We start from the raw sequence: 20,951 nt of genomic DNA on the forward strand, positions 1-20,951 counted from the left end.
GAAGTTTATCCTTGATCGAATGGGCAGCTATATAATACAGAATGTGCGAACATGAAAGCGTAAAAGCCGATTTGGAAGATCGGACAGGATCACCGATAAAAGACAATTTATCACGAAAAGGCAAAATCACGAAAAACAACGTGATCATTTCGTGCGTTTTAATTAAACAATAAAATATGCCAGTCAACATACCACCGCCAGAAGATTCCCTGTTCAACCGGGGGAGCCATTCCGCTGCAGGGGGAAGGAGCGGGAGCCAAAGAAAGTATCTGCCGGGGACCCTGGTGTTCCATTTTCGCCCGCGGAGCGTTCCGGAAGCGGCCGCGCGCTTTACACACACGTGGGGACTGGGGGGGACGGCCTTCGTTCTGATCATGCTTTTATTCGGCACCGGGCTCTTGTTGAAGCTGGTTTACAAGCCCTTCCCGGACATGGCTTATGATTCCATCCTGACCATTCAGCACGACATTCAATTCGGCCTGTGGGTGCGCAACATTCATCACTGGAGCGCCAACTTTCTGGTCATCATCCTTTTTCTGCACATGCAGCGCGTGTTTTTTACCGGCGGTTATCATTCCCCGCGGCAGTTCAACTGGATCGTCGGGATAGCGCTGTTTTTGCTTGTCCTGGCATCCAATTTTACCGGCTACCTGCTTCCCTGGGACCAGCTGGCCTACTGGGCTGTTACGATCAGCACCGGGATGCTCGATTACGTTCCCCTTGTCGGGAACTGGCTGCAGTTGGTCATCCGCGGGGGGCCGGATATCGGCCCGACATCCCTGCTGCTTTTTTTCGCGCTGCACACCGCCGTTCTTCCAGCCGGTATCTCGATGCTGGCCATGTTTCACTTCTGGCGGGTCAGAAAGGCGGGCGGCGTGGTCGTGCCGCAGGTTCAGGGGGGAGGGAATGCGAAACGGCAGCGCATACCGGTCTTTCCCGACCTGTTGCTGAAGGAGCTGGCGGTGGCCCTGGTGGTTCTGGCGGTTACCCTGCTGATTTCAATCGTGTTCGATGCGCCTCTGGGCATGAAGGCCAACCCCGGCTTGAGCCCCAACCCGGCCAAGGCCCCCTGGTTCTTTATCGGCCTGCAGGAAATGCTTCTGCACATCCATCCCGTGTTTTCGGTTTTGATCATTCCGGCGCTGATGCTCGGTGGATTGCTGATGCTTCCCTACGTGAATGCCGGATCCAGTCGAAGCGGGGTGTGGTTTTATTCAAAAAACGGCCGTCGCATGGGGACGGTAAGCATCCTGGCGGCCGTCTGTTTGACGGCATCCGGCATATGGGGAGATGCCTTTTTGTTCAAATTCGCCTCGGCCCTGCCGGCCCTGCCGCCGGTTATCGGCAGCGGTTTTTTGCCCGTCTTCCTTTTTGCGGGTGTGACGGTCATCTTTCTGCTTGTCCTGCAAAGACGATTTTCCGCCGACAGAAACGAGGTGATCCAGAGCTTCTATATCTATTTGATGGCAACGTATGTCGTTTTGACCATCGTATGCTTGTGGTTCCGGGGTACGGACATGGCCCTGACGTGGCCCTTATGGTGAGCGCATTGAAACGCAAGACAATCGAACGAACGGATGAAAAAGAGCATGCCTCCCGGGGCGGCCCAACCCCCAGGAGACGATTTCTGAACAGGCTTTGGATGATTCTGGGGGGGATCGCCGCGGCCGAGGTGATCGGACTGGTCATCGCCTTTCTCAAACCGGGAAAAAACGCGTCGCCGGTCGAAGGCTACGGCGGTCTGATCGCATGCGGCCCGGCAAGCGATTTTTCCGCAGGCACGGTAACCGCGTTTCAGCGGGGACACTTCTATCTCTCGAGGATGGAAAGCGGCGGCTTTCTGGCACTCTCACGCAAGTGCACCCATTTGGGGTGCACGGTGATCTGGGACGAAGAAAAAGGGCGTTTCGAGTGTCCCTGTCATGCATCCGCGTTCGACCGGACCGGCGACGTCATCAGCAAGCCGGCTCCCCGGGCACTGGACTACTATTCCATCATCATCGAGAACGGCATGGTGACGGTTGATACGGGCAAACGGCTGAAACGGAAACACTTTCGCACCGAACAGGTGACATCGGTTTAGGGCTTCGCGGCGATATTTATGACGAGCTGGAAAATAACGGGCATCATCGCGACACTGATCATCGTACTGTCGCCGCCTGTGTATCTGTTGAAATCCAGATACATGCCGGGGGCTGGGGCTTTGTCGAGCGCTGCGTCCGCGGCCCTCTTCGTGGGGCGTGAAAAATGTCTTGAATGCCACCGGGAGCAATACCGGCAGTGGCGGGGATCGGATCATGACCTCGCCATGGCCGTGGCGGACGAATCCACCGTTCTCGGGGATTTCGACGGCGCCCTGTTCGAGCACCAGGGAGTGGTTTCCCGTTTTTATCGAAAAGGAGAGAAATTTTTCGTCAACACGGCAGGGCCGGATGGTATCATGGGTGACTTTGAAATCAAGTACACTTTCGGATACTGGCCGCTGCAGCAGTATCTGGTGCCCTTTCCGGGAGGGCGGCTCCAGTGTCTGCCCCTTGCCTGGGATGTGAACAAAAAAAGCTGGTACCACCTTTATGCGGAAGAAAAGCTGCACCCGGGGGATTGGCTCTACTGGACGAACAGCGCCCAGACCTGGAACGGCATGTGCGCAGAATGCCATTCCACAAATCTGAAAAAGGGCTACGACCCGGAAAAAAATGTTTACCACACCACCTGGTCCGAAATCGATGTCAGCTGTGAAGCCTGCCATGGACCCGGGTCAAAGCATGTGGCCTGGGCCGCTGCCCCTCCCATGGCCAGGTCGGCGTCCGTGAAAAATTATAACCTGATGGTGAACACGGGAACAATGACTGCCGGCGAGCAGGTGGTCATGTGTGCCCGCTGCCACGCACGCCGGTCCCAACTGGGAGATTTCAAACACCGGTACGACGATTTTCTGGAAAGCATGGTTCCCCAACTGTTGATCGATCCCCTTTATTTTGTCGATGGTCAGATATTGGATGAAGTTTACGTTTACGGTTCTTTTACCCAGAGCAAAATGTTCAGCAAGGGGGTCCGATGCAGCGATTGCCACGATGTACATTCCTGCAAGCCGCTCAAGCAGGGAAACCGCCTCTGCCTCCAGTGCCATCGGGGCGACATTTATGACACCGGCAACCATCACTTCCACAAGCAGAAAGGTGAGCCCGGAAAAGCCCTCCATATCGATGGCGACGTCATCGCCGTGGGAACCGGTGCCGAGTGCAAACATTGCCACATGCCGGGCAGATATTACATGGGCATCGATTTCCGTTTCGATCACAGCCTGCGAATTCCGCGGCCGGATTTGAGCCTGACCTGCAAGACCCCCAACGCCTGCACCCAGTGTCATCGCGACAAGACCGATAAGTGGGCTGTGGACCATATTACCAAGTGGTACGGCATTCGACGCAGGCCCCATTACGGCACCGTATTTGCCCGGGCGAGCCGCAGGGAACCCGACGCCATGCAAGGCCTTGTCCATATCATCAATGATGTTCTTTATCCGCCGATCGTCCGATCGACGGCCCTGGCGCTGTTGAGTCCCTACCGGGGTGTTGAAAGGGACCGGGCGTTCAGACGGTCGCTGGAGGACGAGCACGCCCTGCTTCGGCACACGGCCCTGCGGTACTATGCTCCCGCGGATCCTGAAACGGCCGTAAAGGTCCTGGCTCCCCTATTGTACGACCCCGTAAGGGGCGTGCGCATGGAGGCCGCGGCCAAGCTTGTTCCGGCTTCGGCGCACCTGACATCCAAGCGGGTGGAAAAGGCTTTCCAAAGGGCTCTGGAGGAGTATAAGGCGGCCATGCGCTATTCCCTGGACTTTGCCTTTGCCGGACACAATCTGGGGAACATGTATCGTGACATGGGGGAGGTCGAGAAAGCCGAGGCGAATTATCTGAGGGCGATTCGGATCGACGATGCTTTTTTGCCGGCCAAGATCAATCTGGCCATGCTTTACAATCAGGAAGGCAAAAACGATGCGGCGGAAAAGCTGTTTCGCGAGGTCATTGCAACCAATCCCGAGTTCCATGAGGCTTCCTATTCTCTCGGGCTGCTGCTGGCGGAGAAAAAGGATTATCAGGGAGCGGCCGTTTTTCTGGAGAGGGCGGCGGACGGCATGCCGGAGAGGCCTCGCGTACAGTATAATCTGGGGCTTCTCATGCGCTATCTGAACCGGCCGGATGAAGCCGAGGCAGCCCTCAAGAGGGCGGTGGGACTGGACCCGCAAAATCTCGACTTTCTTTACGCCCTGGCTGATTTCTACATGGGCCGGAAGCGCTGGGCGGAGGCCGAGGCCGTTGCCAACCACATGGTGAAAACCCATCCGCAGGAAAAAATCGGTCACGATTTGTTGAAGTTCATACATTCAAAACGTTCGTAGGGAAGATTTATGCTGCCGTTATTTAAAGACTGGCGAAAAAAGTACCTTTCAGACCCGCAGATGATCATTCTTGCGTTGATGCTGATTCTGGGGTTCGGCATCGTCTTTTTTCTAGGTAAAATACTCATGCCGGTGTTTGCCAGCCTCGTGATTGCCTATCTGTTAGAGGGGCTCGTGACCCACCTGCAGCGCTGGAAAATACCGCGGCTGGCAGCGGTGGTGATCGTTTTCCTCTCGTTCATTGCCGGTCTTTTCGTTTTGTTCATCTGGTTTTTTCCCATGCTTTCGCGCCAGATAAGCCAGTTTATCCAGCAGCTGCCCGCCATGCTTGTCCAAGGGCAGAAACAGTTGATGCAGCTGCCGGAAAGATATCCGGATTTTATCAGCGCGGCCCAGATTCAGCAGATCTTCGACACCATCAGTGCCAACCTGACCGTAGTGGCAAAGCGACTGCTTTCCTGGTCACTGGCATCGGTCATGGGCATCTTCACCCTGGTTGTTTATCTTATCCTGGTGCCCTTTCTGGTTTTTTTCTTTTTAAAAGACAAGGCCCGCATTCTGACGTGGGTCAGAAAACTGCTGCCGGACAATCTCGATTTGACCACCACCGTCTGGTTCGAGGTCAACAAACAGCTTGCCAACTACATTCGGGGAAAAGGCTGGGAAATTTTAATCGTCTGGGTCATCAGCTACATCGTGTTCAAGGTCCTGGGCATGGAGTATACGCTGCTCCTGTCTTTTTTTATCGGGCTATCCGTCATTCTGCCCTACATCGGTGTAACGGTGATGTTTTTACCGGTAGCGATGATTGCCTATTTTCAATGGGGATGGGGAGGGTATATGGTCTATGCCCTGATTGCCTATGCCGCGATCCAAATCGTAGACGGTAATATCCTGGCCCCGCTTTTGTTGTCCGGCGTGATCGATCTGCATCCGACGGCCATCATCATCTCTGTGTTGATGTTCGGCGGACTGTGGGGAATTTGGGGTGTGTTTTTTGCCATTCCCCTGGCAACCCTGGTCAACACCTTGATCAAGACATGGTTGCTGCGGCTGGAAACGGATGCTGGAGAAAAGGGGCAGGAGAGCTGAGTATCGGTGCCTGTACCCATTTATCTCTGGGGTCTGATTTATTCCAACAAGCGGCACAGCGCATCAGATCATAAGAGATTTATACCGATCGCCATAAGTCTATTCCGTACAAGTAGAGGCCGTCCCTGATATTTTCAAGGCAACATATCGAAAGGATGCCTTTTTTGTGCCCGCCGGATTGATGATGAAGGCTGGCAGATTGTTAATAAAACAAGGTGTTGGAACCATCATCAAGCCGGCGGATCACTGCGACAGCCGTGCAGAATGGTAATGATATGCCGCCTTGAAAATATCAGGGACGGCCATGCAAGCCATTCGGAACGTTGGTCCGGCAACCATGCTAGAACACAGCGAGCAAATTACACCGCCCGGCCACGGGCGGGGCAATTTACTCGGGCAGGTTTTGGAGCCAGGATGGGTCCTCGAGCCAGTGGTTGGCGATCGTTTTTAGGTTGCCGCTGGCCCTCAAGCTGTTCAGAAAATTTTCCAGCCAGTTAACCAGCAGCGGGTCGCCCGGAGGCACGGCGATACCGATGGGCTCATAGGTCAGCGGCGTCACCACCGTCAGGAGCCCCTCTTCGGGATAGCGGAGTACGGAAATCAGACAGATGGGGTAATCGGCAACCATTGCGTGGGCTTTGCCCTGGCGGACGAGATCGACAGCGGCATCGTAATCCTCGGTGGTGATGAGCTTGGCGTCGGGGATGAATTTTTCGGCGAAGTACTGGCTGGTCGACCCCTTCAAGGCCACCAGCGTGGTGTCGGGACTGTTGATTTCAGCGGCGTCCTTGGCCAGGGCAATGGTTTCCAGCTTGGTTAAAAACGCTTTTCCGGACACGTAGTAGGGGCCGACAAAAGCCGCTTTCAGGTTTCTTTCGGCGGTGATGGTCATGTTGGAAAGAACCATGTCCACTTTGCCCGCTTCAAGCGTCGGCAGCAGCTGGGAAAAGGGCATGGTTTCTATTCTGAGCTTGACGCCCATGGCCCCGGCGGCGGCACGGGCGATATCGGGCTCGATGCCCACCACCCGACCGTCTTTGGTAGTCATGTTCATTGGGGGCATGGTCCCGGCCGTACCGACCACGAGTTCGCCGCGTTGGGCGATGCGATCCAGAACCGGCGAGGTTTGCGTCTGCGCGGTGTTGGCGTTCATTCCGGCGCAGCCCGTGATCAGGGCCAAAAAAAGCATACCAATCAATGTCAACGTTGCTTTTTTCATGGTTAACGAGTTCCTTGTTATTTTAGGTTCAGGTGATTTGCAGGCGGTAAAAACCGTATTTTTCGACACAGACAAGAAACGCAATCCTGAATCAACTCAGGTTTACATTGGTGAGACAATAACCATTGCGGTTGGATTGTCAATTGTGTCCGGTCGGGGGAAAGCGTCGCCTTGAATGCGGCGCACGGTATCTTCGGTTTCATTTTTCCATAGCGGGCCGATTCAGGTCTTTCAGTGCCTCTTCGGCTTCGCGGGCCTTTGCTTCGGCTTCCGTGGCGGTTTTTATCAACCGCTCCGATTCGGCAACGGCCTGGTTCGTGGCATCCTTTCGGCGGTCTATTTTGGCTTTGACGCTTTTGCGATACTTGGCCCAGCCACCCCACTGCCGGATATACGCATCGGTGTCCGCCTTCATTTTATTGGCCGCTTCGACGGCCGCTTCCATTGCCTTTCTGGCTTGGTCCGCTTCCCGCCTCAGTCTCCGGGCCTTTTGGCTGGCCTCGATTTCCAGAATCAATTCCCTTTGCCGGTCGGCGCCTTGTTTATGAACCTGCGTGGTTTTCCTTTCGGGTTTGGCCGTGTAGGTGAGCTTGTCGGTATGATCGATGCCGTTGGGTGGTTTGGTTGGGGTGATGTGGACGACACCGTCTTTATCCGTCCAGGTATAGAGCGTTCCGGCGGCGGCAATCGGACCCGAAAAAAATAAGAGGATTACAATGACGCATCGCAGCATTTTTTGCATATCGGGTTTCCTCGCTTATCGGATTTGCCGACCAACCCCCCGGCCTCTTGTCGCTGAACCCCTGTAGGGTACAAAAATCGGGCTGCGGTCGTCAACCGGAATGTGCTTGCAGGCCGCAAACGATTGCATTCGTACCTTGTGTTTCCAACACCGGTGTTTTCGTGTATGATATCATGACCTGAATGTAGAGCATTTGCCATATATATGATCTGTTTTAACATTGGATTGGCAGGTGGCGGGTTTATTTTTCAAAGCACCATATCATCAATATTTTGCACGGCTGTCGTAGTGCCCTGCCGGATTGATGATGTTTCCACTAGCTGATTTTATTAAATATCTGCATTTTTTCATCAACAATCCGGCGGGCACAGGCTATGCCTTGGTTTGATATGGTGCTTTGAAAAATAAACCCGCCACCCGCTTAAGGCATACGGAACGGTATTCTGACAAACACTATAGTACCTATTTATTCAAATCCCATCATGTTTGCTAGAGATGTTGGTTTCGGATTATTTGAAATGGTTTAGCGTTTTGATATTAGATGTTATTATTTCCGGTTATCCGGGTTAGGTATGATCTCCGTGGTTCGGGGCGGATGTCGCGAGGGGCACGGATAGGCCGTAAGGTGGATAGATGTTTCCCGGTATTTGGAGGAGGGGGATTTTAATGCTTTTGGGGGCATGCCTGTGCCTTTGTCCGTGTGTAGCGACGGATGGCGCCACGCCCCGTGCATTTGTCCCGGGGGAAACGTTGACCTTCGATTTGCGTTGGGGGTACGTCGGCGCGGGCACTGCCGTTTTGAGCGTGCTGCCCATGGCCAGGCTGAACGGGTCTGATGCCTACCATTTCGAATTGACGGCACGAACCAACGAAACCATTGACCGGATATTCAAAATCAGAGACCGGCTGGAATCGTATGCGGATGCCGACATGGCCCATTCGCTGCTGTTCAAACAAGAGATTCGCGAAGGGGAATACCGGAATGACAGGGTGATAACCTTTGACTGGAAAAAAGGACGGCTCAAATGCGTCAGCGATGAAAACACGCCCAGGTATCGCCCGGTGATGCCGGGGACCTTCGATCTTTTGGCGGCCTTTTTTTATCTCCGCCTTCAGCCTGTGATGCCGTCATCTCAACTCGAATGCCCGATTACCGACGGGAAAAGGAATGTCATCGGCAAGGTAAACATCCTGCGCAGGGAAAAGATCGAGGTACAAAACAAGGTATACGACACCTACGTGCTCGAACCCCTCATGGACGAGGTCGAGGTTTTCAACAGCAATGAGGAATCCGCCATCCGCCTATGGGTAACCGCGGATGAGAGACGGCTTCCCGTACGGGTCGAAAGCCGCCTGCTATTGGGCTATTTCAGTGCCGAACTTCGCAATACGGAGCCGTTGCTTCAGGATTCCTCGAAAAATTGAACGTTTCATTCAAGGCAGGTTCAATGGCGCAACGTTGAGATTCGGATCACGGTATTGGAAGCAAGCGTTTAAACGAACAAATAAGATGGTAAAAAACCGCGGGGGGCCGGCCATGCTAAAATCGATTGCGCCTCAGGAAACGGAAAACTGGAGAAAGCTGAAAGCCCACTATGAACGGGTAAAGGATGCCCACATGCGGGATCTGTTTGCCACGGATGTGAAGCGGTTTGATACATTTTCCGTTTCCTTTGAGGATATGCTGGTGGACTATTCCAAGAACCGCATTACGGAAAAGACCCTTGATCTGCTGATTGGGTTGGCGGAGGAACTCGGTTTGGAAGAAGCTATTGATCAGATGTTTTCAGGCGAACGCATCAACGTCACCGAGAACCGGCCGGTATTGCACGTCGCACTGCGCAATAGGGAAAACCGGCCGATAATGGTGGATGGCCGTGACGTGATGCCCGATGTGAATCGCGTGCTCGACCAGATGCGCGGGTTTTGCAGCCGGATCGCCTCCGGGAAATGGCGGGGGTACAGTGGCAGGCCAATCAGTGATATCGTCAACATCGGCATCGGCGGGTCGGACCTGGGACCGGCCATGGCGGCCGAATGCCTGCGGCCGTATGCCCGGAACGGCCTGTCGGTGCATTTTGTTTCCAATGTGGATGGAACCCACCTCGTGGAAACGTTGAAGGGGCTTAATCCGCAAACCACCTTGTTCATTGTGGCGTCCAAAACGTTCACCACCCAGGAGACCATGGCCAATGCGTTTTCGGCCCGGCGGTGGCTTTTGGAAACATCCGGCGGGGAAGCCGAGATAGCCAGGCATTTTGTGGCGGTTTCCACGAATTCGGAAGCCGTGGAAGCCTTCGGCATCGACCGTGCCAACATGTTCCGGTTTTGGGATTGGGTCGGGGGACGATATTCCCTCTGGTCCGCCATCGGCCTTTCCGTTGCCTGCTTTATCGGCTTCGAGCACTTCGTGGCCCTGCTGGAGGGTGCCTATGCAATGGACAGGCATTTTCACGACACGCCTTTCAGGCAGAACATTCCCGTGCTTCTGGCCCTGATCGGCATCTGGTACGTGAATTTTTTCAAGGCGGAATCGGAGGTGATTCTGCCGTATGATCAGTACATGAAACGCTTTCCGGCCTATTTTCAGCAGGGCAACATGGAAAGCAACGGCAAGTCCGTGGACAGGCAGGGGCGCAGGGTGGCACACGCCACAGGACCCATCGTGTGGGGTGAACCCGGCACCAATGGGCAGCACGCCTTTTATCAGCTCATTCACCAGGGGACCCGCATGGTGCCGGCCGATTTCCTGATACCCGCCAGGAGCCACAATCCCGTCGGGGACCATCACACCATTCTGGTGTCTCATTTTCTGGCCCAAACCGAGGCGTTGATGAACGGCAAAAAGGCGGAAGCGGTGATCGGGGAGATGAAGACGGCTGGCAAAAGCGAGGCGGATATCGATCGTCTGGTCCCGCACAAGGTGTTCGCGGGAAACCGGCCCAGCAACTCCATTCTTTTCAAGATGCTGACGCCCCGGGTACTGGGAAGCCTGATCGCCATGTACGAACACAAGATTTTCGTTCAGGGTGTCATCTGGAACATTTTCAGCTTTGATCAGTGGGGGGTGGAACTGGGCAAGCAACTGGCAGCGCAGATCATGCCGGAACTGCGAGACGAGCGGCCGGTTCATTCCCACGATGCTTCAACCAACGGACTGATGAACGCTTACAAGGCCATGCGGGGGTAACCGCATCGTTGAACAAGCAACATGGCAAATAATATACCGTTTTCATCTCAGGTAATGGTTAGATATTACAGTTTAAATTGAAAGCAGCGGAGAAAGGAACCGGTTATGAACGACCAGCCTGTCATCAAAGAAGTTAAAAACAGGATTTGCATACTGACGCTGAACGACCCCGATCTGTTAAATCCCCTGGGTGAAGAGATGTCGCTGGCGTTTAAAAAAACGATCGAGGAACTCAAGGACGATAACGAACCAAAGGTGCTCATTGTCACTGGTGCCGGCCGCGCCTTCAGTGCCGGCGGTAAGCTTGAGGAAATTGCGTCCGCTTACGGCGCTGATCCGGGAATTCAAAAGAAGCGCGCATTCGATTTCTACAACCGGTTTCTATGCGTCAGAAGGCTGGGGATTCCAACCATCGCCGCCATAAACGGATATGCCGTCGGGGCCGGGGCCTGCCTGGCGATTGCATGCAACATGCGTATTGCCGCCAGAGGGGCTAAGATCGGCTTTCCTTTCGCCAGGCTCGGGCTGCACCCCGGGATGGGCTCGGAGTACCTGCTGCTCAACACGGTCGGAGAAGCGAAAACATACGAACTCCTGATGACAGGGGATACCATTCCGGCAACGGAGGCGCTGCGAATTGGGTTGGTCAACCACGTGGTTCCCGGCGAGGTGTTGATGGAAAGCGCCATGGAACTGGCCGATAAAATATGCGCCCTTCCGGACCTGCCGATTAAAATGATGAAGGATTCCATTCCCGCCGCCAGGAACAGCACCCTCGAAGAAACACTGCACCGGCAGGCAACGTATCAGGCCATCAACTATATGTCGCGGGAATTCAAAGAAAGCATCGACGCCTTGATGGCGAGGAATACCCCGAAATCTTAAACCGACCGTCACTTCTATATGCCGCCTTGAAAATATCAGGGATGGCCGCAGATGCTATTCGGAATGTTTTTCCGGCAACCACTCTGACTGCTCTCAAGCGAAAGGGGCTTTGGAGCGGCGAAGCACTTTTATTGCAGTTGCTTTATTTTTTCCTGGGCCCGGTCGGCGACGTCTGATTCCGGCGCCAGCTCGATGACCTTTTTGAAGGCAAGCAGGGCCTTGGTGTACTCTCCTGCCATGTGGTATGCGGTTCCCATGTCCAGATAAAGCTCCGGCCAGGCAGGCGCCTCCTTGACCGCTTTTTCCAGTACCGATACGGCTTCGGGTATTTTCAGCATGGCGATGTAGGTTCGTCCGAGGCCCCTCAAGGCGATCACGAAGCGGGGCTCGATATCCAGGGCTTTGAGGTAATATTTTTCGGCCGTGGCGTATTCCCCCAGATTGTAATAAGCCAGACCAAGATTGGACAAGGGGTAGTGGGGAGTTGCGTAAAGCAGATTTCCCTCGAGGGATTTAAAGGTTTGAATGGCCGCGCGCCAATCTTTAACGGCCAGGTACACCGTTCCCAGATTGTTTTTTGCCGCTGCGTAGTCCGGCTTTAGCTGGATAGCTTTCTTGAAGTGCTTTTCAGCCAGATCATAGCGATATTTGGACATGTAGATGAGCCCGAGGTCGTTTTGAATCAGGTGGTCCCCGGTGTGAAGCTTTTCGGCTTTTAAAAGTTCTTTCAGGGCCTCGATATAGTTCCCTTGACGCATGTAAGCCTCGCCAAGTTCGCGGGCCGCCTTTGCCTGGGCGTGCCTTTTTTCCTGGCTGGCAGCACAGGAAAGAATGCAGATCACACCGATGATGGTAAGCAACCACGCAAATCCCTTATATTTCATGAAGCGAACCCCCCATATTTCTTTACCCTAAACCGAGCGTCCGGTTTAGGTTTACATATCTATCCATATATCGCATATCGGAGACAACTGCCAGCATATTTCCGTTAAAGCCGGTCTGCCTTCAGCCGGGACACTTGTTTCAAATTTGCCCGTTGATCCCGGTCAGAATGACCCTGACATTCCTGTCATTGAAAAATTGAAGGATTCGGTTATGCAGCGGAACGGCTGACAGCAGTTCATCATGCTTGCCCGGGCGTGTGACCAGATAGCCGGGCACTTTCAGGATGGTGTTGAATGTGGACGGCCGGGGTGCGGCAATAAACAAGGGGTCAACGGCAAAGGGGACATCGAAGGTGGTCAGCATTTTCCGCGCCGCATCGTCAAGGCTGTCCTGGTGGGAGATGCGTACCACGCCCAGGCCGGTTTTTCTGATCTCCAGAGCAGCATCGCCGTACAATTCTCCGAAATCGACCAGGAAGTCGTTTCCATTACCCGTGGTTACCAGGTTCGATACCGCTTCCACCTGTATGCCGGCATAGGGAAACGTCACCGACACGTTTTCGGAATAGGTGTAGCCGAGGGCCTCGACCAATGATTTTATGAACGTTTTCTGGTTCGTCGGCTTCAATGTGGCGACGTCCGGTTTGGCAGATCCCCCACTGCCGGATGTGTCGCTTTCAGACGATTCCCGACCCCCTTTGACCAGCTCCTTGATGACGATGCCGCGTTCATCCAGATAGCGGACAATCGTTTCCGGGGTCCGCTGCCGGTCGCTCTCGATCATGGTAATGGCGATGTACCGGACCTTCCCGTCGTTGTCCACCGCTTTGGATTTGGTCCACTGGGCTCGCACCGTTACGCTCAGCCCCTTGTCGGAGAAGGACAGGGCGGTTTTCTGTGCGGGTTCTTCGCCCCGGGACTGGAATAGGGAACCGAGGATCTGTTCGGTCGACGCTTTTTCGGGAAGGCTCACTACCTCCACCTTCTGCCAGCCCCTCCTGATGGCCGTCATGTCCAATCCTTCGTCATCGCCACCGGGCCTGAACACAATGTGTCGCCCGTCATCCATTTCCAGAACCGGATAGCGCGACAGGTCCAGTTCGAAATCGCCCCGCGGCTTGTTTGCCCCCGTTGTTCCGTCCTGCGGCGATCTGGGGAAGAAAAAGGTTCCTTTATTCATAAGGCGGGCATCGAGAAGGGATGCGGTTTCAGACAACGGCGTCGGCGGCGGCTGGCGGCGAGCGGCCTGGACCGGCTGCGTTCTTTCATTTTTTGCCTGTTGCGTTTCTTTGCTCAGGTTTTTGATGTTTCCGTGGGCGTCGAAGAGCGAATCGTACCAGGGGCGGTTGCGCATGGCCGGGTCGGGCAGGAGGATGTTTTTCCCGCTGACAATGAGGTCGAGGTTGGTGATACCCGGATTGAGCGCTTTGAAAAGGCTCAACCCTTCCCGGTAAGATCGGGAGCCGTAGTCGCCAAACCGGGCGGCGATGAGTTTTGATACGCTGTCACCTTGTTTGACGCGGTATGGTGTGGCGTGGGATCCCAGAATTTCCGAAATTTTCGCAATGGTCACAAAGGGGATGGTGACCAGGCCGGTTTCCTGTCCTGGCAGCGTTCCGGGTTCCAGCTTTTTCAGCGGTATGAGAATGTTCTGGTTGGGACGGATGCGGTCGATATCGCGGATGTGCGGATTGAGTCGCTTGAAGATACTTAAAAATTCCTGAAAATCCGCTCTGGATATTTCACCCTTCTGGCGAAAAATTTTATAGACCCAGTCGTTCTTTTGTACGATGTAGGGGTCGCACAGAATGTCCCAGCCTCGATCGTATTTTACCACATAGCTGCGATAGAGGACGGCACAGAAACCCGACGGGGGCAGCGCGATGGCCAGGCAGCAAATAAGAGACACGGTGCCGGCGATCACGTGGAAGTGGCCCAATTTTTTTTTCAAACCCCTCAATCCCCCTGGTCGATTTTTTCAAGAGAAAGCGCTGTGGCGATCTCTTCGGAAACACGTTTGATGAAAAGGGCGAGATCGTCGCCCTGCAGCGGCTTTCCCGGCGCAGGCACCTTTGTAAGATCGGCCGGGTGCACGAGAACCGGTGAATTCATCAGGCTTTTGTCAGGCGTAATCTCGAATTCATCCGGAAAACGGTCATTAAAATACATCTCCTGAAATCCGGAAAATTTCAGGGCGTGGGCAGTGGAGTCGATGACGGCAATCTCATCCCCGTCGATCATCCCCAATTTCCGGGCTACCGTGACACCGGCCAGGCATTCGCCGCCATGGGTGCAGGCGATGTGGCCGTGGCGGTTGGCCGTCAACTGCCAGTCCATGATCGACTGTTCGTCAACCTCCACGAAAAAGACCTTCTGCCTGTCGCTCAGCTCGTTGTAGAGGGTTTCCAGGTGGATCACTCTGGGCATCGAAACCGGGTTGCCGATCATGGCTGCCTGGGCGACACTGGAGCGTACGGTGATGGGTTCGAACGTTCGTTTATCAGGGGACGGCTCCCGGTAGTAGCGGTAGACCGGGTTTGCGTGACTGGACTGGACCCCGATGATTTTAGGAAGCGTTTTAATGATGCCGGCCCGATAAAATTTGATGAATCCGTTCATTACGGCGGTAATGTTGCCGGCATTGCCGATGGGCACCACGATAACCTTGTTGTCCAGGTCGTATTCGAAATCCTGCGCAATTTCATAGGAATAGGATTCCTGCCCCAGGATGCGCCAGGCATTTTTGGAATTCAGGAGCGCTACGCGGTATTTTTCCGAAAGGGCCTCGACGACTTTCATGCAGTCGTCAAAAACACCCGGTATTTCAAAAACGGCGGCGCCGCTGCCCAGCGGCTGAGACAGCTGTTGCGGGGTTACCTTTTTGTGCGGCAGCAGCACGGCCGAAATGATGTGCGGTTTGAGATAGGCGGCATACAATGCGGCCGCGGCGGAGGTGTCCCCCGTGGAGGCACAGACGGCAAGGATGTCGGAGATCCCTTTTCTGTTCACCAGGCTGTTCAGGTAGCTCAGGGCGCTGGCCATTCCCCTGTCTTTGAAGGAAGCGCTGGGATTCTGTCCGTCGTTTTTAAAGTAGAAATCGACACCGGCCTTGTCCTTCAGTACGGTGCTGGCCGCTATCATCGGTGTGTGTCCTTCGCCCAGGTAGACAATGTCTTCCAGCGGGACCATGGGGCCGATGAACTCGTGGTAGCGGTATATACCCCTCAGGGCAGGGGTGTTCAGCATTTTTCGATAATCGAAAATCCGGTGCCACAACGTGCCGGAAATGCTCTTCAACCGATCGAAATCGAGATCCTCGAGCAGCAGCACCTGGCCGCAATCGGGGCAGGTGTACAGCAGCGCATCTATGCCGTGGGAACGACCGCATCCCAGACAGCGGTAGACGAATTTTCCGGCTATCTGCGGGTAGAGAAACGGCTGAATGTCGTCCGGGAAATCGTTTGTTTTCATGGCTCGATTTTTTTCAGGCCGCCCATGTAGGGGCGCAGCGCTTTCGGGATGGCAACGGTCCCGTCCGCCTGTTGACAGTTTTCCAGGATGGCTGCGACCGTTCTTCCGACGGCCAGCCCCGATCCGTTCAAGGTATGCACGAGCAGTGTGCCTTTCCTGCCCTTGCGGCGGAAGCGGATACCGCTCCGTCTGGCCTGAAAATCTTCGAAATTGCTGCAGGAAGAGATTTCCCGGTAAACCCCCTGGGCAGGCATCCATACCTCGATATCGTAGGTTTTGGCGGCTGAAAATCCCAGGTCGCCGGTGCAGAGGGTGATGACCCGATAGGGAAGTTCCAGGCGTTCCAATATGAGTTCCGCGTTCTGGAGCAGTTTTTCCAGTTCTTCGTAGGAGTCCTCGGGTGTGGTCAATTTGACGAGCTCGACTTTGTTGAACTGGTGCTGACGGATCAGGCCGCGGGTGTCCTTTCCATAAGAGCCGGCCTCCGACCGGAAGCAGGGCGTGTACGCCGTATACAAAACCGGCAGCTCTTCCTCGTTCAGAATTTCGCCCTGATGAATGTTGGTGACCGGGACTTCGGCCGTCGGGATCAGGTAATAGTTCCATCCCTCGAGCTTGAACAGGTCTTCTTCGAATTTGGGCAGCTGTCCTGTGTTGGTCATGCTTTGGGCATTCACAATGAAAGGCGGCAGGATTTCCGTGTAGCCGTTTTCGGTGGTATGGATGTCGAGCATGAAATTGATCAGTGCGCGTTCAAGCCGGGCGCCGGCGCCGCTCGAGAGGGAAAAGCGCGCTCCCGTTATTTTTGCGGCGCGATCGAAGTCGAGGATGCCCAGGCGACTGCCGATATCCCAGTGCGCCCCGGGTTCAAAGTCGAAGAGTGGCGGCTGTCCGACCTTTTTCACCACCGGGTTGTCGGCTTCATCTTGTCCGACAGGTACGGACGCATGGGGTATGTTGGGCAGCCCCAGCAGAAATTCGTCGATTTTGGCCATATTTTCTGTCAGGGATTTATCGAGCTCTTTTATACGTCCGGAAACCTTGCGCATTTCAGCAATGAGCGCGTCGGCATTGTCACCGGCTTTTTTCATGGCGGCGATGTCGTCGGATACGACGTTGCGACGGTGTCTGAGCTCTTCCAGCTCGAAAAGGATGGCCCGTCGTCTTTCATCCCAGGCTTCGAACGGTGCCAAATCGACGTTGCCACCCCTCTTCGACAGGGCTTCCTGAACGTCGGACAGATGTTCTCTTACAAATTTGATCTCCAGCATGGTGGACCTTATGGTGTCGTGGTTGGTTTATCCTAAACCGAACGTTTCCAATGGCGTTAAGGCATCTGTGGCTGACGTGGTTATGCGTGAACCTCATAGCTGCAACGTCGGGGTGAAATGAGTGCCGTCGGTCACTCGAGGGCATTGATTTAGATGGTTTTCCTATCATGCACCGGTTATTTAGTCAATGATTATTAGATCTTGACTTTTTTTAGATATTAAGTTATACTGAGTGTTTAAATTTTAGTAATTTAATATGGCCTATGTCAACTTAGGTAGGAGGAATCTGGAGAAGCATATGGAAGAAATTCAAGATACTAAGCATGAAATTCGAAACGATGTCGCCAGGGCCATGGATGCGCTTTCCGAAAAAGAGGTCGAAGAGAAGACCCGCCAGATCGAGGCCAGGCTGTTTGAATTTGCCAATTTTCTCGAGTCAAACATATCACTGCTGTATATCAACCACGGCGTTGAGGTAAATACCCGCGGCATTCTCGATCGCTGTCTGGGATACAATAAGATTGCCGTACTGCCGGCATTCAATATGGATACCTACAAAATGACGCTGATGAAGGTCGACAATCTGGATACCGACCTGAAACCCGGTCCCCGGGGCATGTTGGAGCCGGATCCGGAAAAATGCAAAATCGTCCCCATCGAACGCATCGATATCGCCATTATACCGGGCGTCGCTTTGGACGAAAAGGGTGGAAGAATCGGATCCGGTGAAGGCTTTTACGACCGGCTGATCCCCAAGCTGCCGATAACGACCCGCAAGGTCAGTCTGGCGTTCGAAAATCAGATCGTTCCCTTGGTGCCCATGGAATCCCATGACAAATACGTGGACATCATTATCACCGAAAAGCGCATCATTTATAAAATATAGATCTTAGCCCGCTGCCATCAAGCCCGCGGGTTCAACTCTTTTTCGAGCCGTTTCAGATTTTCAGGTTCGCCTACCGCCAGAACGGTTTCTCCCGCCTTGATGAGGCTTTCAAATGAAGGGTTGAACATCATGGTGTCGTCGGACGCCTTGATGGCGAGGATGATGAGGTTGTAGTTTTGCCTGATGCCGGAGTTTTTCAGCGTGACATTGTTCAGGGGGCTCGAGGCGCTGACCGGTATTTCTTCCATGCGTATGTCCTTGCTTTTTGACGAGAATGTCAGGTCGAAAAAGCTGGTAACCGAAGGACGTATAATGCGCTGGGCCATCCTGACGGCGCCCATCTCGTAAGGCGATTCAATAAAATCCGCACCGGCGGCTTCGAACTTGATTTTTGAACTTCTTCCCGATGCCCTGGCCATGATCTTTATCCGAGGGGCAAGCTGCTTGGCGGTCAGAATCAGAAAGACGTTGTCCGTATCCGTGGCGAGTGCGGCCACCAGACCCTTGGCGTGCGTAATGCCCGCTTTGGCGAGCACACTCTCGTCCGAGGCGTTGCCGCAGATATAGAGGACCTTGTCTGCGTCCATGACCGGCAACCGTCTTTCGTCGTTTTCGATGGCGACAAACGCGATGCCGGCATCTTTCAGGGTTTCGCACAAAACCCTGCCGATGCGGCCGTAGCCGCAGATAACGTAGTGGTTCTTTAACCGGTTGATGTCCCTGTCCAATTTTTTTCTCCCCATGATCAGTCGTATTTTGCCTTCCACCATGAACTGGATGACCGCGCCGGCAGCATAGAGATAAAACCCAACGCCCAGGAAGATGAGGCACATGGTGTAGATTTCTCCGGCTTTGCTGATGGCGTGCACCTCGCCGTAGCCGACGGTCGAGTAGGTGATCACCGTCATGTAAAGGGCGTCGAGCAGATCCCATCCCTCGATGACCATGTAGCCCATGGCCCCGGCGATGACGATCAGCAGCCAGATGAGGATGGATGCAATGACGTGCCGGAAGTTGTTCATAGCGCCTTGCATAATGGTCATATATTCTTGAAATATCAAGATGTTTTTTTGATATACGTGTTAATCGGCTTGACGGGGTAAAGCGGTTTTGATAGATACCCGAAACATGGTGAAGGAGCCGATCATATATAAGCGTCAGCGGTTGGAGATGGTGAAAAAGCAGATCGAGGCGCGAGGTGTTTCCGATCGGCTGGTCCTGGATGCCATGCGCAAGGTGCCCCGCCATCTTTTCGTGAGCGAGGCGCTGGCGGACCAGGCCTACGGTGATTTTCCCCTGCCCATTGGGGATCAGCAGACAATTTCGCAACCGTACATCGTGGCCGAGATGACCCAGGCGCTGGAACTCAAGCCGGATGACAGGGTGCTTGAAATCGGGACCGGTTCCGGATATCAGGCCGCTATTCTGGCGGAGGTCGTTTTTCGGGTATACACCGTCGAACGACTTCACCGTCTGTTTATCAAGACCAGACGTCTTTTTGACGAGCTGCGCTACCACAACATCGTGACCCGCTACTCGGACGGCACGATGGGGTGGCAGGATGAAAGCCCTTTTGACGCCATCGTCATCACAGCCGGGGCTCCCAGGATTCCAGAGGCCCTTGTCGGCCAGCTGGCAATCGGGGGGCGCATGGTGCTCCCGGTGGGCGATCAACGCTCACAGGAGTTGATCAAAATCCGCAAAGAAGAGGACGGCATTCACCAGAGTAGTCTCGGCGGCTGCCGGTTCGTCAAGCTGGTAGGCGAACAGGGCTGGAAAGCAAACTGATGGCAGCCGGCGTTAAAAAGCTCTATCACTGGGTGCTTCATTGGTCAGAATCGCCTTACGGCACATGGGCGCTTTTCCTGCTGGCTTTCGCGGAATCTTCCTTTTTCCCCATTCCACCGGATGTTCTTCTGATCGCCCTGGCCATCGGCAAGCCTGAAAAATCATTCAAATTTGCAGTTGTGTGCGCGTTGGGATCGATTTTAGGGGGGATGCTCGGGTATCTTATCGGCTGGCAGTTCATGGCCGCAATCGGGGACAGGATCGTCGCATTTTACGGCCTTGCCGATAAAGTCGAATATATTGAAGCGCTTTACAATCGGTACGATGCCTGGGCAGTGGGTATTGCCGGATTCACACCCATCCCCTATAAGGTGTTTACCATTGCAGCCGGGGTTTTTAAAATCAGTTTTCCAATTTTTCTCGCTGCATCCGCCGTTTCAAGGTCAGCCAGATTTTTTCTGGTCGGCGGTTTAATCTATTTTTTCGGTCCGGGGATCCAGACGTTCATCGAGAGGTATTTCAACCTGCTGGCCGTGATTTTCACCATACTGCTTGTGGCTTCCTTTGTGCTCCTCAAATATCTCTTTTAACCCCACAGTTGCAACGCTGGGGGGTAACGCTTATCCCGTTTTGAACTTTTCCTTGATCTTTTCATTCACAAAATCCGGGACCATGTCTTCGATATTGCCGCCGAACTTGGCCGCTTCCTTGATAATGGAAGAGCTGGTGAATATCCACCGCAAACCCGTCATCAGAAAGAGCGTCTGAATTTCACGGTTCAGCCGGCGGTTCATCAGAGCCATTTGAAATTCATACTCGAAATCGGAAACGGCGCGCAGTCCTCTCAGGATGGCGTGGGCTTTCCTCTTGGCGGCGTAATCGACGGTCAGGCCGTAAAAGGAAGCGAACTCGACGCGGTTGTTGAAATCCTGCATGCTTTTTTTCAGCATGGTAAAGCGTTCATCCACGCTGAAAAGGGATGTCTTGGTCGGATTGTGCATGATAGCCACGATAATCTTGTCGAAAATTTTCAGGCCTCTTTCCACTATGTCGAGATGGCCGTTGGTAACAGGGTCGAAGGAACCGGGATAAATGGCAATTTTTTCCATGGCACACAGACC

Annotated in this window: 18 protein-coding genes; 10 read left to right on the forward strand and 8 right to left on the reverse strand. The window is 54.0% G+C overall.

From position 1 onward, the window contains the following. The first annotated feature begins 176 nt into the window (after positions 1-176). The 4 genes from LJE94_08610 to LJE94_08625 are packed head-to-tail and all read left to right on the forward strand — an operon-like array spanning position 177 to position 5,494. A complete protein-coding gene (locus tag LJE94_08610) occupies positions 177-1,544 on the forward strand; it encodes a cytochrome b N-terminal domain-containing protein (GenBank protein ID MCG6910168.1) in 1,368 nt (455 codons plus the stop codon). 5 nt (positions 1,545-1,549) lie between these two features. Then, complete coding sequence (locus LJE94_08615) at positions 1,550-2,083, forward strand: Rieske (2Fe-2S) protein (protein MCG6910169.1); 534 nt, start codon at positions 1,550-1,552, stop codon at positions 2,081-2,083. An 18-nt stretch (positions 2,084-2,101) separates the two neighbouring features. Continuing rightward, positions 2,102-4,402 (forward strand): tetratricopeptide repeat protein, encoded by a 2,301-nt coding sequence (locus LJE94_08620; GenBank protein ID MCG6910170.1) that lies wholly within the window; start codon positions 2,102-2,104, stop codon positions 4,400-4,402. Positions 4,403-4,411: 9 nt separating this feature from the next. Beyond that, positions 4,412-5,494, forward strand: a complete 1,083-nt coding sequence (locus LJE94_08625; GenBank protein ID MCG6910171.1) for an AI-2E family transporter — start codon at positions 4,412-4,414, stop codon at positions 5,492-5,494. A 388-nt stretch (positions 5,495-5,882) separates the two neighbouring features. Here the strand turns inward: LJE94_08625 and LJE94_08630 are convergent, their stop codons facing one another. Further along, positions 5,883-6,713 carry a transporter substrate-binding domain-containing protein gene (locus tag LJE94_08630; protein MCG6910172.1) on the reverse strand — a complete coding sequence of 277 codons (831 nt, stop codon included), beginning with the start codon at positions 6,711-6,713 and terminating at the stop codon, positions 5,883-5,885. Between the two features lie 199 nt (positions 6,714-6,912). Then, on the reverse strand, positions 6,913-7,455 hold the full coding sequence (locus LJE94_08635) for a DUF4124 domain-containing protein (protein ID MCG6910173.1): 543 nt from the start codon (positions 7,453-7,455) through the stop codon (positions 6,913-6,915). Positions 7,456-8,121: 666 nt separating this feature from the next. Between LJE94_08635 and LJE94_08640 the strand changes: the two genes are divergently transcribed. From LJE94_08640 to LJE94_08650, 3 genes are all read left to right on the forward strand, one after another. Then, positions 8,122-8,880 (forward strand): DUF3108 domain-containing protein, encoded by a 759-nt coding sequence (locus LJE94_08640; GenBank protein MCG6910174.1) that lies wholly within the window; start codon positions 8,122-8,124, stop codon positions 8,878-8,880. 112 nt (positions 8,881-8,992) lie between these two features. After that, positions 8,993-10,645 carry a glucose-6-phosphate isomerase gene (pgi, locus tag LJE94_08645; protein MCG6910175.1) on the forward strand — a complete coding sequence of 551 codons (1,653 nt, stop codon included), beginning with the start codon at positions 8,993-8,995 and terminating at the stop codon, positions 10,643-10,645. A 105-nt stretch (positions 10,646-10,750) separates the two neighbouring features. After that, on the forward strand, positions 10,751-11,530 hold the full coding sequence (locus LJE94_08650) for an enoyl-CoA hydratase/isomerase family protein (protein MCG6910176.1): 780 nt from the start codon (positions 10,751-10,753) through the stop codon (positions 11,528-11,530). 128 nt (positions 11,531-11,658) lie between these two features. Here the strand turns inward: LJE94_08650 and LJE94_08655 are convergent, their stop codons facing one another. The 4 genes from LJE94_08655 to serS all read right to left on the reverse strand — a co-directional run bounded on the left by LJE94_08655 (position 11,659) and on the right by serS (position 17,156). Next, a complete protein-coding gene (locus LJE94_08655; protein ID MCG6910177.1) occupies positions 11,659-12,414 on the reverse strand; it encodes a tetratricopeptide repeat protein in 756 nt (251 codons plus the stop codon). 139 nt (positions 12,415-12,553) lie between these two features. Continuing rightward, positions 12,554-14,365, reverse strand: coding sequence for a LysM peptidoglycan-binding domain-containing protein (locus tag LJE94_08660; GenBank protein ID MCG6910178.1), 1,812 nt, complete (start codon positions 14,363-14,365; stop codon positions 12,554-12,556). 5 nt (positions 14,366-14,370) lie between these two features. Next, positions 14,371-15,885 carry a threonine synthase gene (gene thrC / locus LJE94_08665; GenBank protein MCG6910179.1) on the reverse strand — a complete coding sequence of 505 codons (1,515 nt, stop codon included), beginning with the start codon at positions 15,883-15,885 and terminating at the stop codon, positions 14,371-14,373. Continuing rightward, positions 15,882-17,156, reverse strand: coding sequence for a serine--tRNA ligase (gene serS / locus LJE94_08670; GenBank protein ID MCG6910180.1), 1,275 nt, complete (start codon positions 17,154-17,156; stop codon positions 15,882-15,884). The genes thrC and serS overlap by 4 nt, the downstream gene beginning before the upstream one ends. Positions 17,157-17,454: 298 nt before the next feature. Between serS and LJE94_08675 the strand changes: the two genes are divergently transcribed. Then, positions 17,455-18,042 (forward strand): 5-formyltetrahydrofolate cyclo-ligase, encoded by a 588-nt coding sequence (locus LJE94_08675; protein MCG6910181.1) that lies wholly within the window; start codon positions 17,455-17,457, stop codon positions 18,040-18,042. A gap of 17 nt (positions 18,043-18,059) precedes the next feature. On the opposite strand, the gene LJE94_08680 is transcribed toward LJE94_08675, so the two are convergent. Next, positions 18,060-19,085 carry a potassium channel protein gene (locus LJE94_08680; protein MCG6910182.1) on the reverse strand — a complete coding sequence of 342 codons (1,026 nt, stop codon included), beginning with the start codon at positions 19,083-19,085 and terminating at the stop codon, positions 18,060-18,062. Positions 19,086-19,170: 85 nt separating this feature from the next. Between LJE94_08680 and LJE94_08685 the strand changes: the two genes are divergently transcribed. Both LJE94_08685 and LJE94_08690 read left to right on the forward strand, forming a co-directional pair. Continuing rightward, on the forward strand, positions 19,171-19,830 hold the full coding sequence (locus tag LJE94_08685) for a protein-L-isoaspartate(D-aspartate) O-methyltransferase (GenBank protein MCG6910183.1): 660 nt from the start codon (positions 19,171-19,173) through the stop codon (positions 19,828-19,830). Further along, positions 19,830-20,420, forward strand: coding sequence for a DedA family protein (locus tag LJE94_08690; GenBank protein MCG6910184.1), 591 nt, complete (start codon positions 19,830-19,832; stop codon positions 20,418-20,420). The genes LJE94_08685 and LJE94_08690 overlap by 1 nt, the downstream gene beginning before the upstream one ends. Before the next feature lie 30 nt (positions 20,421-20,450). On the opposite strand, the gene coaD is transcribed toward LJE94_08690, so the two are convergent. Beyond that, positions 20,451-20,939, reverse strand: a complete 489-nt coding sequence (gene coaD, locus LJE94_08695; protein ID MCG6910185.1) for a pantetheine-phosphate adenylyltransferase — start codon at positions 20,937-20,939, stop codon at positions 20,451-20,453. Between the last annotated feature and the right edge of the window lie 12 nt (positions 20,940-20,951).

The organism is Deltaproteobacteria bacterium, from assembly GCA_022340465.1.
Taxonomy (GTDB): domain Bacteria; phylum Desulfobacterota; class Desulfobacteria; order Desulfobacterales; family B30-G6; genus JAJDNW01.

What these genes read in the sequence shown, in the direction of transcription:
- LJE94_08610 (MCG6910168.1), top strand. Translation starts at nt 177, where the DNA reads ATGCCAGTCAACATACCACCGCCAGAAGATTCCCTGTTCAACCGGGGG.
- LJE94_08620 (MCG6910170.1), top strand. Translation starts at nt 2,102, where the DNA reads ATGACGAGCTGGAAAATAACGGGCATCATCGCGACACTGATCATCGTA.
- LJE94_08625 (MCG6910171.1), top strand. Translation starts at nt 4,412, where the DNA reads ATGCTGCCGTTATTTAAAGACTGGCGAAAAAAGTACCTTTCAGACCCG.
- LJE94_08630 (MCG6910172.1), bottom strand. Translation starts at nt 6,713, where the DNA reads ATGAAAAAAGCAACGTTGACATTGATTGGTATGCTTTTTTTGGCCCTG.
- LJE94_08635 (MCG6910173.1), bottom strand. Translation starts at nt 7,455, where the DNA reads ATGCAAAAAATGCTGCGATGCGTCATTGTAATCCTCTTATTTTTTTCG.
- LJE94_08640 (MCG6910174.1), top strand. Translation starts at nt 8,122, where the DNA reads ATGCTTTTGGGGGCATGCCTGTGCCTTTGTCCGTGTGTAGCGACGGAT.
- pgi (MCG6910175.1), top strand. Translation starts at nt 8,993, where the DNA reads ATGCTAAAATCGATTGCGCCTCAGGAAACGGAAAACTGGAGAAAGCTG.
- LJE94_08650 (MCG6910176.1), top strand. Translation starts at nt 10,751, where the DNA reads ATGAACGACCAGCCTGTCATCAAAGAAGTTAAAAACAGGATTTGCATA.
- LJE94_08655 (MCG6910177.1), bottom strand. Translation starts at nt 12,414, where the DNA reads ATGAAATATAAGGGATTTGCGTGGTTGCTTACCATCATCGGTGTGATC.
- thrC (MCG6910179.1), bottom strand. Translation starts at nt 15,885, where the DNA reads ATGAAAACAAACGATTTCCCGGACGACATTCAGCCGTTTCTCTACCCG.
- serS (MCG6910180.1), bottom strand. Translation starts at nt 17,156, where the DNA reads ATGCTGGAGATCAAATTTGTAAGAGAACATCTGTCCGACGTTCAGGAA.
- LJE94_08675 (MCG6910181.1), top strand. Translation starts at nt 17,455, where the DNA reads ATGGAAGAAATTCAAGATACTAAGCATGAAATTCGAAACGATGTCGCC.
- LJE94_08680 (MCG6910182.1), bottom strand. Translation starts at nt 19,085, where the DNA reads ATGACCATTATGCAAGGCGCTATGAACAACTTCCGGCACGTCATTGCA.
- LJE94_08685 (MCG6910183.1), top strand. Translation starts at nt 19,171, where the DNA reads ATGGTGAAGGAGCCGATCATATATAAGCGTCAGCGGTTGGAGATGGTG.
- LJE94_08690 (MCG6910184.1), top strand. Translation starts at nt 19,830, where the DNA reads ATGGCAGCCGGCGTTAAAAAGCTCTATCACTGGGTGCTTCATTGGTCA.
- coaD (MCG6910185.1), bottom strand. Translation starts at nt 20,939, where the DNA reads ATGGAAAAAATTGCCATTTATCCCGGTTCCTTCGACCCTGTTACCAAC.